The sequence below is a fragment of the Bradyrhizobium sp. USDA 4532 genome (genome assembly GCF_024171315.1).
GTDB lineage: Bacteria > Pseudomonadota > Alphaproteobacteria > Rhizobiales > Xanthobacteraceae > Bradyrhizobium > Bradyrhizobium australafricanum.
In genome coordinates this window covers 5,047,726-5,068,878 of the sequence record NZ_JALJZN010000001.1, presented here as the reverse complement: position 1 = coordinate 5,068,878, position 21,153 = coordinate 5,047,726, and the positions used below count along the sequence as shown (strand labels likewise).

20 protein-coding genes are annotated in these 21,153 nt (G+C 65.1%); 10 read left to right on the top strand and 10 right to left on the bottom strand.

Annotation, left to right across the window (positions count from 1 at the left end):
- Nucleotides 1–13: 13 nt before the first annotated feature.
- From J2R76_RS23270 to J2R76_RS23255, 4 genes are all read right to left on the bottom strand, one after another.
- Nucleotides 14–1,696, bottom strand: a complete 1,683-nt coding sequence (locus tag J2R76_RS23270) for a long-chain fatty acid--CoA ligase (RefSeq protein WP_092087920.1) — start codon at nucleotides 1,694–1,696, stop codon at nucleotides 14–16.
- Nucleotides 1,697–1,872: 176 nt separating this feature from the next.
- The gene (locus J2R76_RS23265) at nucleotides 1,873–3,324 is read right to left on the bottom strand and encodes a D-alanyl-D-alanine carboxypeptidase family protein (protein WP_375166528.1); all 1,452 of its coding nucleotides are present in this window, start codon (nucleotides 3,322–3,324) and stop codon (nucleotides 1,873–1,875) included.
- Nucleotides 3,325–3,527: 203 nt separating this feature from the next.
- Nucleotides 3,528–5,306, bottom strand: coding sequence for a glucan ABC transporter ATP-binding protein/ permease (locus J2R76_RS23260; protein WP_253625029.1), 1,779 nt, complete (start codon nucleotides 5,304–5,306; stop codon nucleotides 3,528–3,530).
- A gap of 204 nt (nucleotides 5,307–5,510) precedes the next feature.
- Nucleotides 5,511–6,566 (bottom strand): ABC transporter substrate-binding protein, encoded by a 1,056-nt coding sequence (locus tag J2R76_RS23255; RefSeq protein WP_057016434.1) that lies wholly within the window; start codon nucleotides 6,564–6,566, stop codon nucleotides 5,511–5,513.
- 265 nt (nucleotides 6,567–6,831) lie between these two features.
- Here J2R76_RS23255 and J2R76_RS23250 point away from each other — a divergent pair, with 265 nt between their 5' ends.
- From J2R76_RS23250 to J2R76_RS23220, 7 genes are all read left to right on the top strand, one after another.
- Nucleotides 6,832–7,266 (top strand): hypothetical protein, encoded by a 435-nt coding sequence (locus tag J2R76_RS23250; RefSeq protein ID WP_253625028.1) that lies wholly within the window; start codon nucleotides 6,832–6,834, stop codon nucleotides 7,264–7,266.
- A 118-nt stretch (nucleotides 7,267–7,384) separates the two neighbouring features.
- The gene (gene hisE / locus J2R76_RS23245) at nucleotides 7,385–7,780 is read left to right on the top strand and encodes a phosphoribosyl-ATP diphosphatase (protein WP_229190266.1); all 396 of its coding nucleotides are present in this window, start codon (nucleotides 7,385–7,387) and stop codon (nucleotides 7,778–7,780) included.
- A gap of 70 nt (nucleotides 7,781–7,850) precedes the next feature.
- Entirely contained in the window at nucleotides 7,851–8,432 is a 582-nt protein-coding gene (locus tag J2R76_RS23240) for a YqaA family protein (protein WP_028334775.1), read from the top strand.
- Nucleotides 8,433–8,514: 82 nt separating this feature from the next.
- Entirely contained in the window at nucleotides 8,515–9,054 is a 540-nt protein-coding gene (locus tag J2R76_RS23235) for a hypothetical protein (protein WP_375166527.1), read from the top strand.
- A gap of 181 nt (nucleotides 9,055–9,235) precedes the next feature.
- Complete coding sequence (locus tag J2R76_RS23230; protein WP_057016396.1) at nucleotides 9,236–10,207, top strand: nitronate monooxygenase family protein; 972 nt, start codon at nucleotides 9,236–9,238, stop codon at nucleotides 10,205–10,207.
- Nucleotides 10,208–10,331: 124 nt separating this feature from the next.
- Nucleotides 10,332–11,105 carry a thioesterase family protein gene (locus tag J2R76_RS23225; protein ID WP_076825194.1) on the top strand — a complete coding sequence of 258 codons (774 nt, stop codon included), beginning with the start codon at nucleotides 10,332–10,334 and terminating at the stop codon, nucleotides 11,103–11,105.
- Nucleotides 11,106–11,476: 371 nt separating this feature from the next.
- Nucleotides 11,477–13,603 carry an ATP-binding protein gene (locus J2R76_RS23220; protein ID WP_076825192.1) on the top strand — a complete coding sequence of 709 codons (2,127 nt, stop codon included), beginning with the start codon at nucleotides 11,477–11,479 and terminating at the stop codon, nucleotides 13,601–13,603.
- Nucleotides 13,604–13,893: 290 nt separating this feature from the next.
- On the opposite strand, the gene J2R76_RS23215 is transcribed toward J2R76_RS23220, so the two are convergent.
- Nucleotides 13,894–15,456 (bottom strand): AMP-binding protein, encoded by a 1,563-nt coding sequence (locus J2R76_RS23215; RefSeq protein ID WP_057016394.1) that lies wholly within the window; start codon nucleotides 15,454–15,456, stop codon nucleotides 13,894–13,896.
- Between the two features lie 66 nt (nucleotides 15,457–15,522).
- Here J2R76_RS23215 and J2R76_RS23210 point away from each other — a divergent pair, with 66 nt between their 5' ends.
- The 3 genes from J2R76_RS23210 to J2R76_RS23200 all read left to right on the top strand — a co-directional run bounded on the left by J2R76_RS23210 (nucleotide 15,523) and on the right by J2R76_RS23200 (nucleotide 17,772).
- The gene (locus J2R76_RS23210; RefSeq protein ID WP_375166526.1) at nucleotides 15,523–16,518 is read left to right on the top strand and encodes an NAD(P)H-dependent flavin oxidoreductase; all 996 of its coding nucleotides are present in this window, start codon (nucleotides 15,523–15,525) and stop codon (nucleotides 16,516–16,518) included.
- A 177-nt stretch (nucleotides 16,519–16,695) separates the two neighbouring features.
- Nucleotides 16,696–16,938: a hypothetical protein gene (locus J2R76_RS23205; protein ID WP_076825188.1), complete on the top strand. Its 243-nt coding sequence runs from the start codon at nucleotides 16,696–16,698 to the stop codon at nucleotides 16,936–16,938.
- A gap of 108 nt (nucleotides 16,939–17,046) precedes the next feature.
- Nucleotides 17,047–17,772: a hypothetical protein gene (locus J2R76_RS23200; RefSeq protein WP_057016392.1), complete on the top strand. Its 726-nt coding sequence runs from the start codon at nucleotides 17,047–17,049 to the stop codon at nucleotides 17,770–17,772.
- A 41-nt stretch (nucleotides 17,773–17,813) separates the two neighbouring features.
- On the opposite strand, the gene J2R76_RS23195 is transcribed toward J2R76_RS23200, so the two are convergent.
- From J2R76_RS23195 to J2R76_RS23175, 5 genes are all read right to left on the bottom strand, one after another.
- Nucleotides 17,814–18,044 carry a hypothetical protein gene (locus tag J2R76_RS23195; RefSeq protein WP_253625026.1) on the bottom strand — a complete coding sequence of 77 codons (231 nt, stop codon included), beginning with the start codon at nucleotides 18,042–18,044 and terminating at the stop codon, nucleotides 17,814–17,816.
- 68 nt (nucleotides 18,045–18,112) lie between these two features.
- Nucleotides 18,113–18,715 carry a plasmid pRiA4b ORF-3 family protein gene (locus tag J2R76_RS23190; RefSeq protein ID WP_253625025.1) on the bottom strand — a complete coding sequence of 201 codons (603 nt, stop codon included), beginning with the start codon at nucleotides 18,713–18,715 and terminating at the stop codon, nucleotides 18,113–18,115.
- Complete coding sequence (locus J2R76_RS23185) at nucleotides 18,712–20,277, bottom strand: IS66 family transposase (protein WP_253625024.1); 1,566 nt, start codon at nucleotides 20,275–20,277, stop codon at nucleotides 18,712–18,714. The genes J2R76_RS23190 and J2R76_RS23185 overlap by 4 nt, the downstream gene beginning before the upstream one ends.
- A gap of 51 nt (nucleotides 20,278–20,328) precedes the next feature.
- Nucleotides 20,329–20,682 carry an IS66 family insertion sequence element accessory protein TnpB gene (tnpB, locus tag J2R76_RS23180; RefSeq protein ID WP_091878593.1) on the bottom strand — a complete coding sequence of 118 codons (354 nt, stop codon included), beginning with the start codon at nucleotides 20,680–20,682 and terminating at the stop codon, nucleotides 20,329–20,331.
- The gene (locus tag J2R76_RS23175; RefSeq protein ID WP_247280258.1) at nucleotides 20,676–21,098 is read right to left on the bottom strand and encodes a transposase; all 423 of its coding nucleotides are present in this window, start codon (nucleotides 21,096–21,098) and stop codon (nucleotides 20,676–20,678) included. The genes tnpB and J2R76_RS23175 overlap by 7 nt, the downstream gene beginning before the upstream one ends.
- Between the last annotated feature and the right edge of the window lie 55 nt (nucleotides 21,099–21,153).

Below are 21,153 nucleotides of genomic sequence, written 5' to 3'. Positions count from 1 at the left end.
GTCCACTCACGCCTTAGGCCGCGGCCTTCTTCTCGTCGCGCAGCTCGCGGCGCAGGATCTTGCCGACATTGGTCTTCGGCAGGTCGGTCCTGAACTCGATCTGCTTCGGCACCTTGTAGGCGGTGAGCTGGGTGGCGCTGAACTTGATGATGTCCTCGGCGGTGATGTTCGGGTCCTTCTTGACCACGAAGGCCTTCACCGCTTCGCCGGACTTCGCGTCGGGCACCCCGATCACGGCGCATTCGAGCACGCCAGGATGGCTTGCGATCACTTCCTCGATCTCGTTCGGATAGACGTTGAAGCCGGAGACCAGGATCATGTCCTTCTTGCGATCGACGATCTTGGTGTAGCCCTTCTCGTCCATCACGCCGATGTCGCCGGTGCGGAAATAGCCGTCCGCGGTCATCACGCGCGCGGTCTCGTCGGGCCTGTTCCAGTAGCCCGCCATCACCTGCGGGCCCTTGGCGCAGATTTCGCCGGCCTCGCCGATCGGCAACTCATTGCCGTCATCGTCGCGGATCGAGAGCCAGGTCGAGGGGACGGGAAGGCCGATCGTCCCGGAGAACTCCTCGATCGTGGCAGGATTGCATGTCAGGGTCGGCGACGTCTCCGACAGGCCATAGCCTTCCGACAACGAGATGCCCGTAACCTTCAACCATTTCTCGGCGACCGGCCTTTGCGTCGCCATGCCGCCGCCGTTGGCGATCTTCAGCTTGGAGAAGTCGAGCTTGTCGAATCCGGGCGTGTTCAGCAGGCCATTGTAGAGGGTGTTGACCGCCGGGAAGAAGCTGACCTGGTACTTCGACAGCTCCTTGACGAAGCCCGCCATGTCGCGCGGATTCGGAATCAGCAGATTGGTGCCGCCGGCCCGCATGCCCAGCAGATAGCAGGCGGTGAGCGCGAAGACGTGATAGAGCGGCAGCGCGCAGACGATGACCATCTGTTCGACGATCGGCGGCTTCGCCAGCGCCGGCTGCAGCCAGGCGTCGTTCTGCAACACGTTGGCCAGGATGTTGCGGTGGAGCAGGGTCGCGCCCTTGGAGACGCCGGTGGTGCCGCCGGTATATTGCAGGAAGGCGACGTCATCGAGCGTCAGCGTCGGTTTGTTGAGCTTGGCGGCGCGGCCGGCCGACAGCGCCTCGTTGAAGCCGACGGCGCCGGGGATCGACCAGGCCGGCACCATCTTCTTCACCCGGCGCACCACCAGATTGACGATCACGCCCTTGAGGCCGAGCAGGTCGCCCATGCTGCCGACGATCACGTGCTTGACCGCGGTATTGGGAAGCACCTTCTGCACGGTGGTGGCAAAGTTCTCCAGCACGATGATCGCCTCGGCGCCGGAATCCTTGAGCTGGTGCTCGAGTTCGCGCGGGGTGTAGAGCGGATTGACGTTGACCACGGCAAAGCCGGCGCGGAGCACGGCGGCGGTCGCGATCGGATATTGCAGCACGTTCGGCATCATCAGCGCGACCCGCGCGCCCTTCTGCAGGCCCTTGCTCTGCAGGTAGGCGCCGAGCGCCGTCGACATCCCGTCGAGCTCGCGATAGGTGATCGCCTTGTCCATGCAGATGAACGCCTTGCGATCGGCGAATTTCTTGAAGCTTTCTTCCAGCAATTCGACCAGCGACGAATATTGCGTGACGTCGATATCCGCGGGCACGCCGGCCGGATAATGCTTGAGCCAGATGCGCTCCATGATGGTCAATCCCCTCTCTCAAATTTGGCTGATGTCCCGGATTGCTTCCGGGTTTTCCGACTTTTGGCCGCGTTATTTCAGTCAGTATTGAGCGATGCCGCGGCCAATGGCAAGCCGCTGCGCGTTATCGACGCATTGGAGAAAATGACGGTCGGAAATGACGGGCGGGCGCTGTGCTAGCCGGCCGGCTTGGCGTCGGCTTTCGGCTTGTCGGCAGCCTTGGGTTTGTCGGCCGCAGTCTTGGGCTTGGCGGCCGGCTTTGCCGCCGCCGGCTTGCCGGCCGGCTTTGCGGCGGCGGGCTTGTCCGCCGCGGCCGTCTTCGCAGCTGCGGCATCCGGCTTGGCGTTGGCGTGACGCGCGGGCTTGGCCGCCGCCGGCTTGCTGTCCGACTTGGAGGCACCCTTGGTGTCGGCCTTCGCGTCATCGGCCGCATCGGGCTTCTTGCGCGCGACGCGGCTGTGCTTGCCCTTGGCGCGCTTGACCGGCTGCATCTTCTCGGTGTCGGCCTCGACCGCGGCGATCAACGCAGCACCGGTCTTGGTCGGCCCCGTATAAACCACGACCGGCTCGGAGGCCGCGGCCGGCTGCGCCAGCATGTCGGCCGGCTTGGTCGGCATCGCAGCCTGCAGGCCCGAGGCGAAGAAGCTGACGCCGCCGTCGCCATTGGTGCTGGAGCTTCCGGCGCTGGCGACGGTGTCTTCTGCGTCCTCGTCGCTGGCGGGCCGCTTGTGCTTGGGACCGCACATCTCCTCGCGCAGGTTCGGCGGCGTGGAATCAATCGGCACCAGATTGTCGACGGTGCCGAGCGAGGGCCGCAGCCACGCCATCCCATTGTTGGCAAAGCCGCGGTCCAGGAGCTGCGCGGCGCGGATCGCGCGCATGCGGCCCGAGGAGGCGCCGAGCACCACGGCGATCAGCCGCTTGCCGTCGCGCGTCGCCGACGCCACGAGATTATAGCCGGAGGCGCAGATGAAGCCGGTCTTGAAGCCGTCGGCGCCGGGATAGCGGCCGATCAGCTTGTTGAAGTTCTGGGTGATGCGGCGGCCGAAGCGGATCGACGGGATGTGGACGAAATACTCGTATTCCGGCAGGTCGCGGATGATGGCGCGGGCGAGGATCGCCATGTCGCGCGCCGAGGTGATCTGGCCGTCGGCGGGCAGGCCATTCGGATTGACGTAGCTCGTTTGCGTCATGCCGAGCCTTTGCGCGGTCTGGTTCATCATCCCGGCAAAGCCGTCGATCGAACCGCCGATGCCCTCGGCCAGCACCACGGCCATGTCGTTGGCCGACTTCACCAGCATCATCTTCAGCGCGTTGTCGACGGTGACCTGGGTGCCGGGCCGGAAGCCCATCTTCGATGGCGACTGCGACGACGCGGTCGGCGACACCGTGAGCAGCGTGTCGAGCGAGACGCGGCCGTCCTTGACCGCCTTCAGCGTCACATAGGCCGTCATCATCTTGCTGAGCGAAGCCGGGTACCACGGCATCGTCGCATTGTCGGCCTGCAGCACCTTTCCGGAATCGGCCTCGACAACCAGCAGTGCCTCGGCTTGCGCCATTTGCGGCGCGGCGATGGCGAGCATCGCGACGGCCAGAATCCATTTCAATGACGGGCGAGGAAGGTGCACGAATCCGGTTCCGGTCCTTTGAGACCCGCCTTGAAAAAAGGAGGTCTTGCGATTGTGACGTACGGGTTTCAAGCGTGTCCGGCGCCGCATTGCGGCGATGCAAACCCTATACCGGCTTGCCAGCAGAGAACAGAGGCTGGGGAATTATATCGTGGACGAAATCGGCTGAATTTCGGCAGCCGCCTCAATTGGAAAGGCGGGAATTATGGTGTCTCGATGCCGGCGCGCGCCTGTTCCTGGACCATGAACTGGGCCCGCGCCAGCTCGGCAAAACGCCCGCCTTTCGCCACCAGTTCATCGAAAGTTCCGCTTTCGATCACCCGCCCCTGGTCGAACAGCAGGATGCGGGTGGCGTGGCGGATGGTGGACAGGCGGTGCGCGATCACGAAGGTGGTACGGCCCTTCATCACTTCGTCGAGAGCGGCATTCACCTTGGCCTCGGTGACGGCGTCGAGGGCGCTGGTGGCCTCGTCGAGGATCAGGATCGGCGGATCCTTCAGCAGCGCACGCGCGATCGACAGCCGCTGGCGTTCGCCGCCGGACAGCATGCGGCCGCGTTCGCCGGCATGGGTATCGAACTTCTTTTCGCTGCGCTCGATGAAATCCAGCGCCTGCGCGCGCGCCGCGGCGATGCGCAGCTCCTCGTCGGTGGCGTCGGGCTTGCCGACGCGCAGATTGTCGGCGAGCGAGCGGTTGAACAGCAGCGCCTCCTGGAACACCACGCCGATGTTTCGCCGCAGCGCCGTCAGCTTCAGTGCGCGTATGTCCATACCGTCGATCCTGATGATGCCCGATTGCGGATCGAACGCGCGATGCAGCAGCGCGATCGCGGTGGACTTGCCGGCGCCGGTCGAGCCGACCAGCGCGATGGTCTGGCCCGGCAGAGCGGTGAAGCTGAGATCCTCGATCGCCGGCCGCTTGCCGTCATAGGAGAACGAGACGTCGTCGAACTCGACGAGGCCGGACAGCCGTCCGGGATCGACCGCGCCGGGCCGGTCGCGCACCGCCGGCACTGCGTCGAGCACGTCGAAGAACTCCTGCAGGCGCGGCGCTTCCATGAACACGTTGTTGATGAAGCTGACCACCTGCTCGAGCTTCTGGATCAGCATGGTGGCGAACGAGACGAACATCACGATCTCGCCGACCGTGGTGAGGTCCTGGTTATGCAGCGCGATGCCGACGGTGAAGATCGCGAGCACCGTGATCGTGGTCGAGGCGCGTGTGATCACGGTGACCAGCGCCCACCATGACAGCACCGGCATCTGCACCGCGAGCAGCTTGTCGGCGACGTAGCGCAGGCCCTGCACCTCGGAATCGATCCGCACGAAGCTCTGCACCAGCGCGACATTGCCGAGCGCGTCCGAGGCGCGTGCCGAGAGGTCGCTGTAATAGGCCTCGACCTCGCTCTGCATGCCGTAGGTCTTGCGCACCACCAGCGTGGTCAGCACGGTGAACACGACGCAGAGCCCGAACAGCAGGATCGCCAGCCGCCAGTTGATGTAGAGCGAAAGCGGTAGCAGCACGATCAGCGACATGATCGCGGCGAAATGCTCGCGGAAGAAGCCGAGCCAGAGCCGCCACAGCGCGTCGGTGCCGTTCAGCATCACCTTCATCAGCCGCCCGGAATGGGTGCCGGAATGGAAGGTCAGCGGCAGCTGCAGGATGTGCTCGAAATAATCGGTCAGCACCGCCTGGCGCTGGCGGTGCGCCAGCCGGTCGGCCTGCAGCGCCACGATCGCGCTGCAGCCGATCGTGAACAGGCCGAACACCGCCCAGGCGACGAGCAGCGGCCATGCCGAGGAGGTCGCGAACAGCCCGGTGACCGGCCGGCCCGACAGCACGTCGACGATCTTGCCGAACAGCACCGGCTCGGCGAATTGCGCGCCGGCGAGTAGCACGTTGGCGATGGCCAGGATCCAGCCGAGCCGCGCCTCCTTGCCGAGCAGTTCGAGGACGCGGGTATAGAGGCGAAGCATGGACATGCCGGCGGCACTCGTCAGCGGTGGGCGCCCGATCAGGCGAGAATGCAATTTAATCAGTGTTCGCGATGCAGGGCCAGCGGCCGGCGGTGCATCGCACTCCGTCATGGCCGGGCTTGACCCGGCCATCCATGCCTTTCTTGCAGGCGGTCATCGAAGACGTGGATGCCCGGGTCAAGCCCGGGCATGACGAGCAGAGCGGAGCCGTCAATTCACCAGCCGGCCGTCGATCGGCGGCAGGAAAGCCTCGTCGAAGATGTCGGCGGCGTGCGGCCGCTTCTGGAATTTGAAGTCCTCCGCGAGCTGGTCGACCGAGCGCTCGAAGCGCTCCGCTTCGATGCCGCCGATGCCGTCGCGCTTCACCTCGCTGGTCAGGATGTTGTCGCGGATGATGGCGTTCAGCCGCTCCAGCTCCAGATCGCGCGAGCCGCCATCCATGCGGCTCGCGACCTCGCCGGCGGCGCGGGCCGGATCCTTGATCGCGAGGTTGGTGCCGCGGATTGCCGCGCGCACGAATCCTTTCACCGCATCCGGCTTCGCGGCGGCAAGGCGCGGGCTGACGATCACGGCAAAGCCGTAGGCCTCGCAGCCATAGTCGGCGAAGCGCAGCACCGCGAGATCGTCGGCGGGCACGCCGCGATCGCGCAAATTGATCGCCGAGAGATAGGAGAAGCCGGTGACGGCATCGACCTGGCCGGCGGAGAGCATCGGCTCGCGCACCGCGGCGCTGATCGTGCTCTGCTTCACGCTCGACAGCTTGATGCCGTTCTGCTTCGCGACCGCGGGCCATAGCCGGATCGAGAGGTCGCCCTCGGCGACGCCGAGGCTCTTGCCCTGCATGTCGGTCAGCGTCCTGATGCCGCGGCTCTTGCGCGCGATGATCGCATAAGGCGCCTGGTTGAACAGCACGAACACCGCCTTGACGGGCGCAGCACCGGGCTCGTCGCGAAAGCGGATCAGCGAGTTGATGTCGACGAGGGCGAAATCGCTCGAGCCGTCGGCGACGCGCGCGATGGCATCCGCCGAGCTGGTCGCGACGTTGGTGCCGACGCTGAGGCCCTCGGCGCTGAACAGGCCGCCGGATAACGCCATCACAAATGGCGCTGCGGCGGCATCAAGCGGACGGTCGAGCGTGAACTGGATGGTGAGCGGCGGCGGCGGATCGCTGGCGCGCAGCGGCGTCAGCGCCGGCCACACGCCTCCTGCGAGGCCGATCATGCCGGCCAGCATCCAGCGGAGAACGGTGGTCCGACTTACCTGCATCATGACATCCGGGAGGCGAGACAAAGTGCCGCGCCGGCGCGCCTGCTTCATGACATCGAATGCGCCAGAGCAAGCGTCAATTTCAAGCGTTATTTGCAGGCATTTTGCCCCAGGCAAGGTGAACGGTCGATGACTGCCAGGCTTCGGCTTGCCATGTTTTCACCTCAGGTCGTTCAGCTTGCATTCGGTTTGGGGAACCTAATCTGGAGGCAGTGGGTTAGCTAACCAAGGCCCGTCGGGCCAGCTTCCACAAAGGATGACTGCAATGTTTGCGCGAAAAGGTGTTTTTTCGTCCATTGGCCGCGCAGCCACATTGGCAACGGTTGCTGCAGTGACGTTGACGGCCGTCGAGCCGACGATGGCGTTCGCAGGCTCCGCTTCGGCAGGCAAGGCGACCGCTGTGACGACGTCACAAGGCACGAGCGGCGCGACCGACATCAGTGCCCGCCATCGCTACTATGGCGGCGGTGGCGCAGCGGCTGCGGCTGCGTTCGCCGGGATCGTCGGCACGGGCCTCGCGATCGCCGCAGCCCAGAGCCGTCGCGACTATTACGACTCCTACGGCTACTATGGTGGCCCGGGCTACTACGGTGGTCCCGTCTACTATGGTGGCGGCCCGGTCTACTACGGCGGCGGACCGTACTATGGTTACCGCGGCTATTACGGGCGGCGGTCGCAACTGCCGTATCAGCCGTACTGACGGCCGTCGGCGGTTCTCAGAACTGTCACAAAGCATCCAATCCACCGGCCGCGGCCCGGTGGATTTTTTCGTCGTCGCCGTTAACACGCTGGCGACGCGTTTCGATTAGGCTCGAAGCATGAGTGATTCGATCGAGCGGCTTTACCAAGCGGTGATCGCGGCCAAGGAGCTTGATCCGGCTACGTCGCGCACGGCACGGCTGTTCCAGCGCGGGCCGGCCAAGATGGCCAAGAAGCTCGCCGAGGAAGCGATCGAAGTGGTGATCGACGCCGTCAGCGGCAAGTCGGATGCCGTCATTCGCGAAAGCGCCGACCTGTTCTACAACCTCGCCGTTCTCTGGGCGTCGGCCGGCGTGAAGCCGGAGGATGTCTGGCGCGAGATGGAGCGGCGCGAACGGCTGCTCGGGATCGCCGAGAAGCTGCCGAAGTCGCCGGTCAAGCTGCCCAAACCGGGGCCGGTCCCGGTGGTTCGGCGCCGAATTGTCGCGCTGGAGAACCGGCTGCGCAAACGGTAGCCGTAAATCAACCAAATTTCAGCTCAATCCCGGCATGGACAAATCCGCTCCATGATGGTTCATCGCGCCCATGTTGAAACGGACTTACGACTGGTGCGTCGAGGCGGCCGACAAGCCCTATGCGCTGTGGATTCTCGCGGCCGTCGCCTTCGCCGAGAGCTCCTTCTTCCCGATCCCTCCCGACATCATGCTGCTGCCGATGTCGCTGGCGCGGCCGAAGCGCGCGTGGTGGTTCGCCGCGGTCTGCACGGTGGCGTCGGTTGCCGGCGGCGTGCTCGGTTACGCGATCGGCGCACTGCTCTACGACTCGCTCGGGCAGTGGCTCATCCATCTCTACGGTCTCTCCGACAAGGTCGACGCGTTCCGCGCCTCCTACGCCGAATGGGGCGCCGTGATCATCCTGCTGAAGGGACTGACGCCGATCCCCTACAAGCTCGTGACGATCACCTCGGGCTTTGCCGGCTACAACATCTGGCTGTTCATCCTGTGCTCGATCGTCGCGCGCGGCGGCCGCTTCTTCTTCGTCGCGGTGCTGCTCAACCGCTATGGCGATTTCATCCGCGCCGAACTCGAGAAGCGGCTCGGCCTGTGGGTCGCGATCGGCGCGATCGTGCTGGTGCTGGGCTTTGTCGTCGCATTCAAGCTGATCTGACCAAAGTTCTAGTCGTTCGCGTCTTTGTCCACGGACGGCTTCGGACTACGCTCGCTGCGATGGCCGATGGAATCGACGACCGGTGAATCCTGCGAGACTCAATCCCGCCAGGGCGCGCGTTGCGATGGCGGGCCTTGCACTGTCGATGGCGCTGCCTGCGGTCGACGGAGGATGGGCGCAATCCGCGCCGCCCGCGCTCGGCGTGCAGTCGCCGTCGCCGCAGCCCGTTGAATCCCAGCAGCAACAGATCGAGCTGCCGCCGGCGCCGGTCGAGCGCGAGAATCCCGGGCTGATCAACGAAATCGGAAAGCTGTTCGAGAAGTCGAAATCGGCGCTGCCGCCGCTGAAGAGCCCCGGCGAGACCATCAACGATTTGTCGAACATCGCGCGCCCCTCGACGGTGGTGACCGGACGCGCGGCCTGCGTGGTGGCCTCGAACGGTGCGCCGGACTGCAAGATCGGCGCCGACCGGCTGTGCCAGAGCAAGGGGTTTCGGGAAGGTAAGGGCATCGATACCGACGCCTCCGAGAAATGCTCGCCGCTGGTCTATCTGCCGGGCCACAAGCGCGGCCCGAACGACTGCAGGACGGAAAATTTCGTGACACGGGCGGTCTGCCAATAGCGGCGGCCAGGCTTTGCGTCTGGGATGCCAGGCGCCCGCGAAAACACGGTTTCAGGATGAGGATTTGTCATCTTTTTTGCAGCGCCAAAACGCAATACTTGACACTGGAAAGATTGCCTTGTTGGTATGACGGTCAGCATTCGAGACCAATCAACGACCAACGCTTGAGGATCCGCTTCAAATGTCCATGCCTGCTCTGTTCAAGGGCCGCCTGTCTCTTCCCGTGATCGGGGCGCCGCTGTTCATCATCTCCGTGCCCGACCTCGTTATCGCGCAGTGCAAGGCCGGCGTGGTCGGCTCGTTTCCGGCGTTGAACGCGCGGCCGCCGGAGTTGCTCGACGAATGGCTGTACCGGATCAAGGAAGAGCTCGCCGCCTATGACAAGGCGCATCCGGAACGGCCGTCGGCGCCGTTCGCGGTGAACCAGATCGTGCACAAGTCGAACAACCGGCTCGATCACGACATGGCGCTTTGCGAGAAGCACAAGGTGCCGATGATCATCTCCTCGCTCGGCGCGCGCGAGGAGCTCAACCAGGCCGTCCACGGCTGGGGCGGCATCGTCTTCCACGACGTGATCAACCAGAAGTTCGCGCACAAGGCGATCGAGAAGGGCGCCGACGGCCTGATCCTGGTCGCGGCCGGCGCCGGCGGTCATGCCGGCACGCTGTCGCCGTTCCCGTTCGTAGCGGAGACGCGGCAATGGTTCGACGGGCCGATCGCGCTGTCGGGCACCATTTCCAACGGCCGCGCCATCCGCGCCGCGCGCATCATCGGCGCCGACTTCGCCTATATCGGCTCCGCCTTCATCGCGACCAAGGAGGCAAACGCGGTCGAGGGCTACAAGGACATGATCACCAATTCGTCCGCCGAGGACATCGTCTACTCCAACCTGTTCACCGGCGTGCACGGCAATTATTTGAAGCCGTCGATCGTCGCGGCCGGCATGGATCCGGAAAACCTGCCGATCTCCGATCCCTCCAAGATGAGCTTCGGCACCGATGCATCCGGCGAGCGCGCCAAGCCGAAGGCGTGGAAAGAGATCTGGGGCTCCGGCCAGGGCGTCGGCAGCATCTCCAAGGTGGTGCCCGCGGCCGAGCTGATTGGCCGGTTCAAGAAGGAGTACGACGAAGCCGTCGATCCGGCGCTTGCCTGAAGCGCGATGAGATCATGATGAATCGTCATCGCGCTTCAGCTCTTCATTTCAGCATGATCCACGCGCAAACGCTTCGCGTTTGTCGCGGGGAAAACTGCGTCCCACTTTTCCGGATCATGCTGTGATGGAACCGATCTTTCGCGTCGACGGCGACCGCGTCGTCACCAGTCCCGACGCCGCGGGTCCGTGGGATCCGCGGATGCAGCATGGCTCCGCACCGGCAGCGCTGGTGGTGTGGGCGGCCGAAGCCCTTCCGACGCCGGTGCCGATGCGGATCGCGCGCGTCACCATCGACCTGATGCGCCCGGTGCCGGTGGCGCCGCTGACCGTTTCGAGCGAGATCCTGCGCGACGGCCGCAAGATCCAGCTCTGTGGCGTCAGGCTGCTTGCCGACGGCGTTCTCGTGGTTTCGGCCACCGTGCTCAAGATCAAGCAACAGACGGCCGAATTGCCGCCTGACATCACAGCGCTTGCCGTCGATCTGCCGGGCCCCGACGAAAGTATGATCGAGCCGGGCAATCTTGCGAACAGTCCGTTCGTGAAATGCATCTCGATGCGGGCCGCGCGCGGCCGCTTCGGCGTGACGGGACCTGGCGCGATATGGTTCCGCGTCGACCGCCCGCTGATTGCGGGCGCCGCCGTCTCGCAGGCGATGCGGGCAGTGGTTGCCTCGGACTTCTCCAACGGCACCTCGCCGGCGCTCGATTTCAGCCAATGGACCTTCATCAACGCTGATCTCTCGGTGAGCCTGGCGCGCGAGCCGGTCGGCGACTGGATCCTGCTCGACGGCCAGTCCTGGATCGGGCCCGACGGCGCCGGGCTTGCAATGTCGCGGCTCGCCGATCAGCGCGGCTATTTCGGCCAGGCGGTCCAGAGCCTGGTCATCGAGCGGCGCTAGGACGCGCTGCGCTTCTTCCATCTCCCCTCGAAAAAGGGGAGGTGGCTTTGCTCGCCAGAGCAAAGCGGGTGGGGATCAGCTGACCCCAATCCCGACCTTCCCCCGTTTCAGGGGCTGGCGAAGACCGATCACGTACTGTGCATGGGGTTGTTTCACCGATTCGCGGTGCGGGAGCCGCGCCAACCGGCTGCCCCTGCGGCAAAAATAACTCGGCTTCCCGGGAACGGTTGGGCGCACGTGCGAGTTTCGCTCCCGTTAGGGGGTCCCATGATGCGTATTGATCCCGCCGCCGGCATCGTGGCCATGGCCGTCCGGCGGTTGTGTGATGTGCCGGACGGTGTCGACGCCCGGCCGCCGCGGGGACAGACGCGATGAAGCCTGGTCCGTCCTCGGAACGCGCGGTCATCCTCGCCGCGAGCGAGCGGGACGCCGTCAAGACTGCTCACCTGATCAAGGAAGCCGGCTATTACGCCAACATCTGCGGTGATCTCGCCGAGCTCGAACGCCAGATCGCAAGCGGGGCGGGCCTTGCCATCATTGCCGACGAGGTGATCAGGGCCGCCGATCTCGCCGGCCTGACGCACTGGCTGAACGAGCAGCCGTCATGGTCGGACTTTCCTATCGTGCTGATCAGCGAGAAGGGGGGACCCGAGCGCAATCCCGAAGCAGCGCGGCTCGGCCGGGCGCTCGGCAATGTCACCTTCATCGAGCGGCCGTTTCATCCGACCACGCTGGTAAGCCTGGTCGCCGCGACGGTGCGCGGCCGCCGCCGCCAATACCAGACCCGTCAGATCCTCGAGGATCTGACCGAGAGCGAAGGTCTGCTGCAGACCGCGCTCAATGCCGGTCATCTCGGCGCGCTCGAGCTTCATCTGCCGGATTTCGAGCTCGAGGCGTCGCCGACCTGCAAGACCTATTTCGGGCGCAGGCCGGGCGATCCCTTCACCTATCAGGATCTCCTGGACGCGGTGCATCCCGACGACCGCGCGCGCCGGAGCGAGATCGTCGAACAAACGTTGCGCACCGGCTCGGATTATCAGATCGAATACCGCAACATCTGGCCCGACGGCACCGAGCACTGGGTTGACGTGCGCGCGCGTGCGGTGCGTCGGCCCGACGGCGGCATCCGCTCGCTGGTCGGCGTTTGCTCCGACATCAGCGCACGCAAGACCGCGGAGATCGAGCGCGAGGCATTGCTGGCGCAGCTTGCCGCCGAGCGCACCGCACTCGCCGAACTCACCGCGACGCTCGAGCAGCGGGTCGAGCAGCGCACCGCCGACCTGATGAAGGAGGTCGCGGCGCGCGAGCGGGCGCAGGAACAGCTCCGCCATGCCCAGAAGATGGAGGCGATCGGCCAGCTCACCGGCGGCGTCGCGCACGACTTCAACAATCTGCTGATGGCGGTGATGGGCAATCTCGATCTGCTGCGCAAGCGCTTGCCGGAGGACCCACGCCTGCGTCGGCTGGTCGACGGCGCATTGCAGGGCGCCGAGCGCGGCGCGTCGTTGACGCAGCGGCTGCTGGCATTCGCGCGGCAGCAGGATCTGCGCGCGGTGCCGGTCGATCTCGGCGCGCTGGTGCGCGATATGAGCAATCTGCTCGAGCGCTCGCTCGGACCGCGCATCATGTTGCGGCTCGACATTCCCGAGGGGCTGCCGCTCGCCTGCGTCGACAGCAACCAGCTTGAGCTTGCGGTCCTCAACCTTGCGATCAATGCGCGCGACGCGATGCCGGATGGCGGCGTGATCGAGATCCGCCTCGCGACCTGGCAGGCGAAGAATGATCCGGCGCTGCAGCCTGGCGACTATTTGAAGCTCTCGGTGATCGACAGCGGCACCGGCATGTCGCCGGACGTGCTGAAGCGCGCGATCGAGCCGTTCTTCTCGTCGAAGCCGGTGGGCAAGGGCACCGGGCTCGGCCTGTCGATGGTGCATGGACTCGCCGTGCAGCTCGGCGGCGAGCTGGAGTTGTCGAGCGCGGTCGGCAAGGGCACCACGGCTGCGCTGGTGCTGCCGGTCGCAACGGCGGTGCCGGAGGTCGACAGCCCCGCGCCTGCGGCGCAGACGGTCAAGCGCTCGGCGGTGATCCTGCTGGTTGACGATGATCCGTTGATCGCGATGTCCACCATGGAAATGCTGGAAGACCTCGGTCACCGCGTGATCGGCGTCAATTCCGGACCGCAGGCGCTCGAAATCCTCAGGAGCGACCAGGAGATCGACCTGATGATGACCGATCACGTGATGCCCGGCATGACCGGCATCGAACTCGCCGCGGTTGCGCGCAAGGTGCGGCCGCAGCTTCTGGTGCTGCTCGCCACCGGCTATGCCGAACTGCCCGACGGCACCCAGGTCGACCTGCCGCGGCTGGCCAAGCCCTACCACCAGGATCAGCTGCGCGACCGACTCGACCAGTTGCTCGGGCAGGGCACCGGTCAGCAAGCTGCTGCCGCCAGCGCCGACAGTCTCGCCACGCCTTCCACTCTGTCCCCGTCACCCTGAGGAGCCGCGAAGCGGCGTCTCGAAGGGCGCCGGCCCGGCTGCTGCCGCAAGCGGAGATAGCGCAAGCTGAAACATCGGGGCCGTGCATCCTTCGAGGCTCGCTCCGCTCGCGCCTCAGGGTGACGGTGCGCACAGCTCCATCCGCGTCATTGCGAGCGAAGCGAAGCAATCCATAGCCCGGCAGGTCGGATAGATGGATTGCTTCGTCGCTTCGCTCCTCGCAATGACGGCGGAGCAAAAGCGTCACAACCTCTCAGGATGACGGGACCAGCAATCGTCGCGCGAGCATCCTACCCCACCATGCGGTCGCGGCCGGTCCAGAAGCGTGCCTTCAGCACCTTCTTGTCGACCTTGCCGACGCCGGTCATCGGCAGTTCCTTGACGAACTGGATCTGCTTCGGCGCGTGCGCCGAGCCCTTCTTCGCCTTCACCAGTCCGATCAGCTCGTCGGCGTCGGGCACAGCGCCCTCGCGCGCGACCACGACGGCGGTGACGGCCTCGCCCCATTTGTCGTCGGGCACGCCGACCACGGCGACCATCGCGACGTCGGCGTGTTGCGACAAGACATCCTCGACTTCGCGCGGGAAGATATTGAAGCCGCCGGAGACGATCATGTCCTTCTTGCGGTCGAGGATGAACATGTAGCCGCGCTCGTCCATGCGCGCGATGTCGCCGGTGTGCAGCCAGCCGCTCTTCAGCGTCTCCGCCGTGATGTCGGGCCGTTTCCAGTATTCGGCCATCACATGCGTGGCGCGCACGCAGATCTCGCCGGCCTCGCCGGTCGCGACCTCCTCGTCGTCCTGATCGAGGATCTTGACCTGGCAGGCGGCGATCGGGAAGCCGCAGGACAGGAACAGGTCCGGCGTTTTCGGGTCATGATCCGCCTTGCGCAGCACCGAGACCGGATAGCATTCGGTCTGGCCGTAAAGCTGGGAGAACACCGGTCCGATCCGCTCGATACCCTCGACCAGCCGGCTCGGCGACATCGCGGACGCGCCGTAGAGCAGGAGCTCGAGCGAGGAGAGATCGGACCTGTCGAGCGCGGGATGATCCAGCATCACATAGATCATGGTCGGCACGAACAGCGTGAAGTTGATCTTCTCGCGCGCGATGGTCGTGAACACGGCCTCCGGATCGAACCCTTTCAGCATGTGCACGGTGCCGCCGCGCATCAGCGTCGGCAGCACTTTGGTGCCCGCGACATGGCTGATGGGGGCCACGGTGAGGTAGCGCGGCGTCTCCGGAATCTCGAAATCGGCGAGGATCGCCGCGGCGAAGCCGCCATATTCGCGGTGATAGCGCAGCGCGCCCTTGGATTTGCCGGTCGTGCCGCCGGTGTAGTTCAAGGTCGAGATGTCGTCGGCGCGGGCGAAATTCTTCGCGCTTGCGCTGCCGGCGTCCCCGGCCACCTGCAACAGGTCGGCGCCGTAATCCGCCGGGCCGAGCGTGAACACGGTCTTCAGGCCCTGCGCCTTCGCCGTGAGCTCGCCGCCGCGATCGCGAAACGTGATGCCGTCGACGATCAGCATCTGCGCTTCGGAATCCTCGATCTGGAACAGCTGGTCGTCGAGCGAGCCCAGCGGATGCAGCCAGGTAATCGCGAGCCGCGACAATTGCGCGGCGACGCCGGCGCACCAGCTGTCGGCGCGGTTGGCGGTAAGCAGCGCGACGCGGGTGCCGGGCGCAAAGCCGAGCCGCATGAACACGCTTTGCATTCGTCCGATCAGATCGGTCGCGCCCTGATAGGTGAGCGAGCCGCCCGGCCATGCGAAGGCGGTGCGCGATGGATAGCGCGCCAGCGCCCGCAGGGTCTGTTCGCACACCGCCGGAAATGCATAGAGCGGATTGCTCATCTGGTTGTCCCTCCCGCCTTTGTCTTTGGCTTTTGTCGTGCCAATGTTGGCGGCAACGCTAACACAATGATGATGGGAAGGAACAACTTGTCCGCCGATCTTCTCGCGCGTTTTCGCGATCGCCTCCGGCTGCCGCTGATTGCAGCACCGATGTTCCTGGTCTCCGGTGTCGAGCTGGTGGTAGCCGCCTGCCGCACCGGCGTGATCGGTTCGTTTCCGACGGTGAATTGCCGTGAGACGGAACAGCTCGATGCCTGGCTCGACGACATCGCGCGCCGCCTGCAGGCACATGCCGATGCAAGCGGCCAAGCAGCCGCGCCGATTTGCCCGAACCTGATCGTGCATCGCTCCAATACGCGGCTGGCCCAGGATCTCGCCGTGCTGCTGCGGCACAAGCCCGAGCTTGTGATCACCTCGGTCGGCTCGCCCGCGCCGGTGCTTGGCCCTCTGCACGATGCGGGCGCGCTGGTGTTCGCCGATGTCGCCTCGATCCGCCATGCCGAGCGCGCGGCAGCAGCCGGCGCCGACGGGCTCGTGCTGCTCACTGCGGGTGCAGGCGGCCAGACCGGCTGGCTCAATCCGTTCGTGTTCGTCCGCGCTGTGCGCGGCTTCTTCGATGGACCGATCGTGCTTGCCGGCGGCATCAGCGACGGCCACGCGCTCCGCGCCGCAGAGGCGCTCGGCTGCGACCTCGCCTATATGGGCACCAAGTTCATCGCGACGCGCGAGAGCATGGCGGACGGCAGGTACAAGCAGATGCTGGTCTCTTCCACCGCCGACGACATCCTGCTCACGACGGCGTTCACAGGCCTGCAGACCAACATGCTGCGGCCCTCGATCGAGGCCGCCGGTCTCGATCCCGACGATCTGCCGGCGCGCGGCGCGATCGACATCGGCAAGGACATCGACATCGGCGCCCGCGAAAGCCGCCCCAAACGCTGGCGCGATATCTGGAGCGGCGGTCATTCCACCTCAGGGGTGACCGGGGTGCTCGGCGTCGACGAACTCGTGGCGCAGACGATCGCGGAGTATGACGCGGCGAGCGCGCGGGTGCGGCTCTAGAGTCGCTGCTTTGACGCGTTCCCTTCGCGCCAACTGGTGCCCGAAGGCCCGCTGGTTCGCGAAATAGCAGCACTCAAATCCCGCCCATCCGCTTAACGCGGCATTAACCATGCCAGTCCCAACAATAGCGTCACGGGCCGCCACGGCTGGTCGCCCGGCAGTTTGTGGGAATGCGACATGGCCTTTGAGGCGCTCTCCAAGACCCCGGCATCGCTCGACGAGCTCCGGACCCGGGTGTTTTACGCCCTGCAGCGGCATCCGCTGTGCCGTCAGGTCGAATTCGACATTGTCAGCACGCCGCGCACCCGCCGCACCAACTGGACGGTCAGCATGCACACGGTCCAGCCCGGCGCGCTCTGGACGGCGCATGAGATCGTCGCCGACATCCAGGAAGCCTATGAGCTTGACGTCGCGGCCTGATTTTCCGGCCGTTTCGGGACAATTTCACCTATTTGGCGCCGTCACGGCACGCTACCGCCGCATTTCGCGCGCAGTTTGCGGTGACACCGGCCGGCAATGGAGTAGTTTTTGACCAGAGCCATCACCCTCGCCGCGCTGACATGCTTCCTCCTCGCAGGCGCCGCGGTAACAGCCATTTTGGGCCGTGACAGCCTGCCGGCGGCGCAGGCCGACATTGGACCGGTCGCCAATCGTGCCAGCAAGCAGGACAAGCTCGCCGTCTCGACGCTTGCCGCGGCCGCGTTTGAGGCGCCCCAGCCGATTGAGCCTCCCGCCAATCCGTCTCCGCTCTTGTTACGGGCCCAAGCCGCGATTCCGGGCGCGACTGACACGGTGCGCCAGGCCTATGCCTCCGTCGAGCCGACCGATGTCGGCCTGCCGAAGATCACCGACCCCGTCGATGCGGCTCAGCCGAAGATCGCCGAACCCGCGCCGGTCGCCCCGGCGCCGCCGAAGCCCAAGGCTGCGGCCAAGCCGGCGCCGCAGAAGAGCTACGCGCTGCTGAGCGACGCCCAGATCGCCGGCATCAAGGACCGGCTGAAGCTGTCGTCGTCGCAGGAATATTACTGGCCGGCGGTCGAGACCGCATTGCGCGCCGTCGCCCGCAAGATCCACGCCAAGCGCCAGGGCGATCCCGCATCCGGCAGCATGCCGATCGATCCGGACTCCGAGGAGGTCCAGCAGCTGAAGTCGGCGGCGATGCCGCTGCTGTTCCAGCTCCGCGAGGATCAGAAGAACGAGGTCCGTTCGCTGGCGCGCCTGATTGGCCTCGAACGTGTCGCTGCGATGATCTGAGCGGCAGGGTCCGGCCGAAGCGGATCTGCGCTCCTTGTGCTCTAGCGGGCCTCCAGCGGCCGCAGCTTCTCCACCTTACCCTGGGTTTCGACGAGCAGCTGTTTCATGAAGTCCTTGTTGCGCTTCAGCCAGGGCTCGAGCGTCTGCCTGACGTCGCTTGGCGACTTCTTCTCGATGGCTTGCGCCAGCCGGGTCTGAAACGTCCCCCAATCCTTGAACATCTCCTTCAGCAGCGCATCGTCGGAAATGTTGATCGCCGACTTGGCCGCCATTGGATCGGCTGCGTTCGCTGGTGCACGGTAAGCGTAGCTCTGAGGCCCATTTGATTGGCGCTTGACGTCTATTTTGAGCGCGTGGTGCGCCGGCGCGGCTTCCATATGTCGGACAACGCATTGACAGCGGCCTCAAGCGCCTTCCGGTCGACGACGTTGGGATCGAACTGCTCCGGGCCCCAGAGGCGCATATGTTCGTGCTCCGGATGGGTGGGGTCGCTGACGGCGTCGAGGTATTCAGCATAGCCTGGCGCACCGCCGACATCTTCCGGAGGACAACGGCCGGCGGCCTCGAGCAAGAACGGAAGTCCCTCCGTTGTCGTGTTGTCGAACCACTTTTCAAGCTTGATCACGTGATCCCAGCTGTCGCCGAAGTCGTAGAGATAATGGATCGTCTTCGCGCCGGTCTCCTGAACGATATTAGAGAGCCGCGTCTTGCGGGCATCGATGGGCTGAGGGCCAAAATCTCCATCGGGATCAGGTATACCCCAACGTCCTTCGCCGGCCAGGAACTCGAAGAGATGGCTGTTCGTCCAGCCAAACGCCGCCTGAAGCGTCAGATGCAGCCGATCAAGGCGCAGGGTGACGGGTACGACAAGGCGACGCATCACCTCCGGCTTCACATCCTTGAGGGTCACCTTGATCCGGACCGCGGTCGTGTTCAGGCTCATGCCGCCAGCCTCGGATCGTGTGTATGCATCGTATAGGTCGACGCCCAGGGAAGCAGTTCGTCCAGTCGCGCCGCAGGCCAACCATTGACGAGCTTGGCGAGAACGTCAGCGAGCCAGTGCTCGGCACTGACGCCATTGAGCTTACAGGTCTCAATGAGCGAAGCCAGCAATGCCCAATTCTCGGCACCTTCGTCGCAACCGGCAAAAAGGGAGTTCTTGGCATTGAGCTTGATTGGCCGCATCGCTCGCTCGACCGCATTGGTGTCCATCTCGATGCGCCCGTCATCAAGGTAGAACGTTAGGCCGTCCCAATGACGCAGCGCGTAACGCAGGGCCTTCGCCGTGTCGCTCTTCTGCGCAAGGTGAGCAAGCTTGGCCTCAAACCACTGCTTCAAGGCTGTAGCCAGAGGCCGGGCATGCGCTTGTCGCCCCGCGCGGCGCTCGTCCGCAGATCGGCCGCGGAGTGCCTTCTCGACCGCGTAAAGCAGGGCGATGCGCTCAAGGGCCTCGCGGGCAACCGGAGCTGGCGCCGGCGCAGCCTCCCGCTCGATCTTCACAAACTGGCGCCGCAGATGCGACCAGCAGAAGGCGAGCGTCCCGGACAGGGCGTCCGCACGCGTCTCTCGGGTCATGGTCTTGTAAGCCTGATAGCCGTCGCAGTGGATGATGCCGCGATAGCCCTCGAGCAGCCTCAAGCCATGAACGGCCCCACGGCCCGGTGCATAGGCGTAAACCACGCCAGGTGGATCAGGTCCGGCCCAGGGCCTGTCATCGCGTGACAGCGCCCAGAAGTAGCCGGTTTTGGTCCTGCCGCGCCCTGGATCCAGCACCGGCGCCGGGGTCTCATCGACACAGAGCTTCGAAGAGGCGAGCAGAAGCTGGCGCAGACGATGCCACAAGGGCTTCAATTCCTGGGCGGCGTAGCCGACCCAAAAGGCGAGCGTGGAACGGTCGATGGCGATACCGTGGGTCGCCAGCATCTGCGCCTGACGATAGAGCGGCAAATGCCAATGATACTTGGCGTCAATTACATGCGCGACGAGACGCTCGGTGGGCAGTCCCCCCTTGATCAATCGCTCGGGCGCAGCGTGCTGGAGGACGACGCCATGACAGGCGCGGCAGGCAAGCTTGGGCCGGCGGGTGACGATCACCCTGTATTGCACCGGAACGACGTCGAGCCTCTGGCTCTCATCGTGACCAATCTCAACGAGATCGCCTTTGCAGCACGGGCAGCAGGTTGCAGCCGGCATCAGCGTTTCGACAATGCGTGGCAAATGCTCCGGAAGCTGACCACGGTTGGCTCTGCGCTTGGCAGTTCTCTTCTCGCGGGCTCTGGGATTGGCGCGATCCTCAGCTGCTTCGAGAGCCGCGACGGCCTCTTCGATGTCCTCCAGAACAAGCTGTAGCTGATCAGCGTCCAGCTTTTCCGAGGACCGACCGAACTGCGCATCCTTCGCAAGCTTGAGCAACCGCTCGAGCCTGGCGCAGCGATCCAGCAGAGCCGCGGCAAAGGCACGCAACTCGGCGGGATCGCTCGGCAGCTCATCAGGCAAATCACTCACGGGCCCGAGTCTGCCATGCTTCGCGCCTCGATGCAGCGAAGATTTTATGTCCTACGCAAGCGCTTTCGGCTGCAGGATCCGAGGCGCGTGCATCCGCGTCCAATCCATGCCGGCCAGAAGCGCGGACAGCTGGGCGGCATTCATCCGCATCACGCCGGCCACGATAGGAGGCCATTTGAAGCCGCTGCCATCGAGCCGCTTCCAATACATCACAAGGCCGCTGCCATCCCAGACGACAATCTTCACCCGATCGGCGCGCTTCGCACGGAACACCACCGCCACGCCCTTCATCGGGTCATGGCCCAGCGTCTCCTTCGCCAACAGCGCCAAGCCCTCCGCACCTTTTCTGAAGTCCACAGGTTGCGTCGCCACGTAAATCATGAGGCTCGCGGGCGGCGTCAGCATGAACGTGTCCGTCGAAGCGCCAAGAACACATCACTCAACACAGCAAGGCCAGGCGTCCCTCGCACCTCCACGCGTGCCCCCTGGAGTTCAACCGTCACAACGGCTGCTTCCGGCGACCCGGTGGGCTCTGCGGCCGCCGGTAGCGCCGATTCCGATACCACCGGCACGAACGACAGCGTGTCCGCCGAAGCCGGCAGCACCAACTGGCCCAAACGCGCCCGGCGCCGCCAGTCGTGCACCTGTTGGGGCCGGCACCCATGGCGACGCGCGACATCTGTGACAATCGCCCCCGGCTCAAGGCTTTCCGCGGCAATCTGTGCCTTCAAATCGTCCGGCCAGCGCTTTCGACCTGCGCCTGCGTACACTTCGATACGCGGTGACAACGGTCGTCTTATGTCGTCCGAATGGTCGTCCATTGTGAGCACCCTTGCAGAAGATGACTCTTCTAGCGGTCCTCTCAGGACTGAGTAC

What these genes read in the sequence shown, in the direction of transcription:
- J2R76_RS23270 (WP_092087920.1), bottom strand. Translation starts at nt 1,696, where the DNA reads ATGGAGCGCATCTGGCTCAAGCATTATCCGGCCGGCGTGCCCGCGGAT.
- J2R76_RS23260 (WP_253625029.1), bottom strand. Translation starts at nt 5,306, where the DNA reads ATGTCCATGCTTCGCCTCTATACCCGCGTCCTCGAACTGCTCGGCAAG.
- J2R76_RS23255 (WP_057016434.1), bottom strand. Translation starts at nt 6,566, where the DNA reads ATGCAGGTAAGTCGGACCACCGTTCTCCGCTGGATGCTGGCCGGCATG.
- J2R76_RS23250 (WP_253625028.1), top strand. Translation starts at nt 6,832, where the DNA reads ATGTTTGCGCGAAAAGGTGTTTTTTCGTCCATTGGCCGCGCAGCCACA.
- hisE (WP_229190266.1), top strand. Translation starts at nt 7,385, where the DNA reads ATGAGTGATTCGATCGAGCGGCTTTACCAAGCGGTGATCGCGGCCAAG.
- J2R76_RS23240 (WP_028334775.1), top strand. Translation starts at nt 7,851, where the DNA reads ATGTTGAAACGGACTTACGACTGGTGCGTCGAGGCGGCCGACAAGCCC.
- J2R76_RS23230 (WP_057016396.1), top strand. Translation starts at nt 9,236, where the DNA reads ATGTCCATGCCTGCTCTGTTCAAGGGCCGCCTGTCTCTTCCCGTGATC.
- J2R76_RS23225 (WP_076825194.1), top strand. Translation starts at nt 10,332, where the DNA reads ATGGAACCGATCTTTCGCGTCGACGGCGACCGCGTCGTCACCAGTCCC.
- J2R76_RS23220 (WP_076825192.1), top strand. Translation starts at nt 11,477, where the DNA reads ATGAAGCCTGGTCCGTCCTCGGAACGCGCGGTCATCCTCGCCGCGAGC.
- J2R76_RS23215 (WP_057016394.1), bottom strand. Translation starts at nt 15,456, where the DNA reads ATGAGCAATCCGCTCTATGCATTTCCGGCGGTGTGCGAACAGACCCTG.
- J2R76_RS23210 (WP_375166526.1), top strand. Translation starts at nt 15,523, where the DNA reads ATGATGATGGGAAGGAACAACTTGTCCGCCGATCTTCTCGCGCGTTTT.
- J2R76_RS23205 (WP_076825188.1), top strand. Translation starts at nt 16,696, where the DNA reads ATGGCCTTTGAGGCGCTCTCCAAGACCCCGGCATCGCTCGACGAGCTC.
- J2R76_RS23195 (WP_253625026.1), bottom strand. Translation starts at nt 18,044, where the DNA reads ATGGCGGCCAAGTCGGCGATCAACATTTCCGACGATGCGCTGCTGAAG.
- J2R76_RS23190 (WP_253625025.1), bottom strand. Translation starts at nt 18,715, where the DNA reads ATGAGCCTGAACACGACCGCGGTCCGGATCAAGGTGACCCTCAAGGAT.
- tnpB (WP_091878593.1), bottom strand. Translation starts at nt 20,682, where the DNA reads ATGCTGACGCCGCCCGCGAGCCTCATGATTTACGTGGCGACGCAACCT.
- J2R76_RS23175 (WP_247280258.1), bottom strand. Translation starts at nt 21,098, where the DNA reads ATGGACGACCATTCGGACGACATAAGACGACCGTTGTCACCGCGTATC.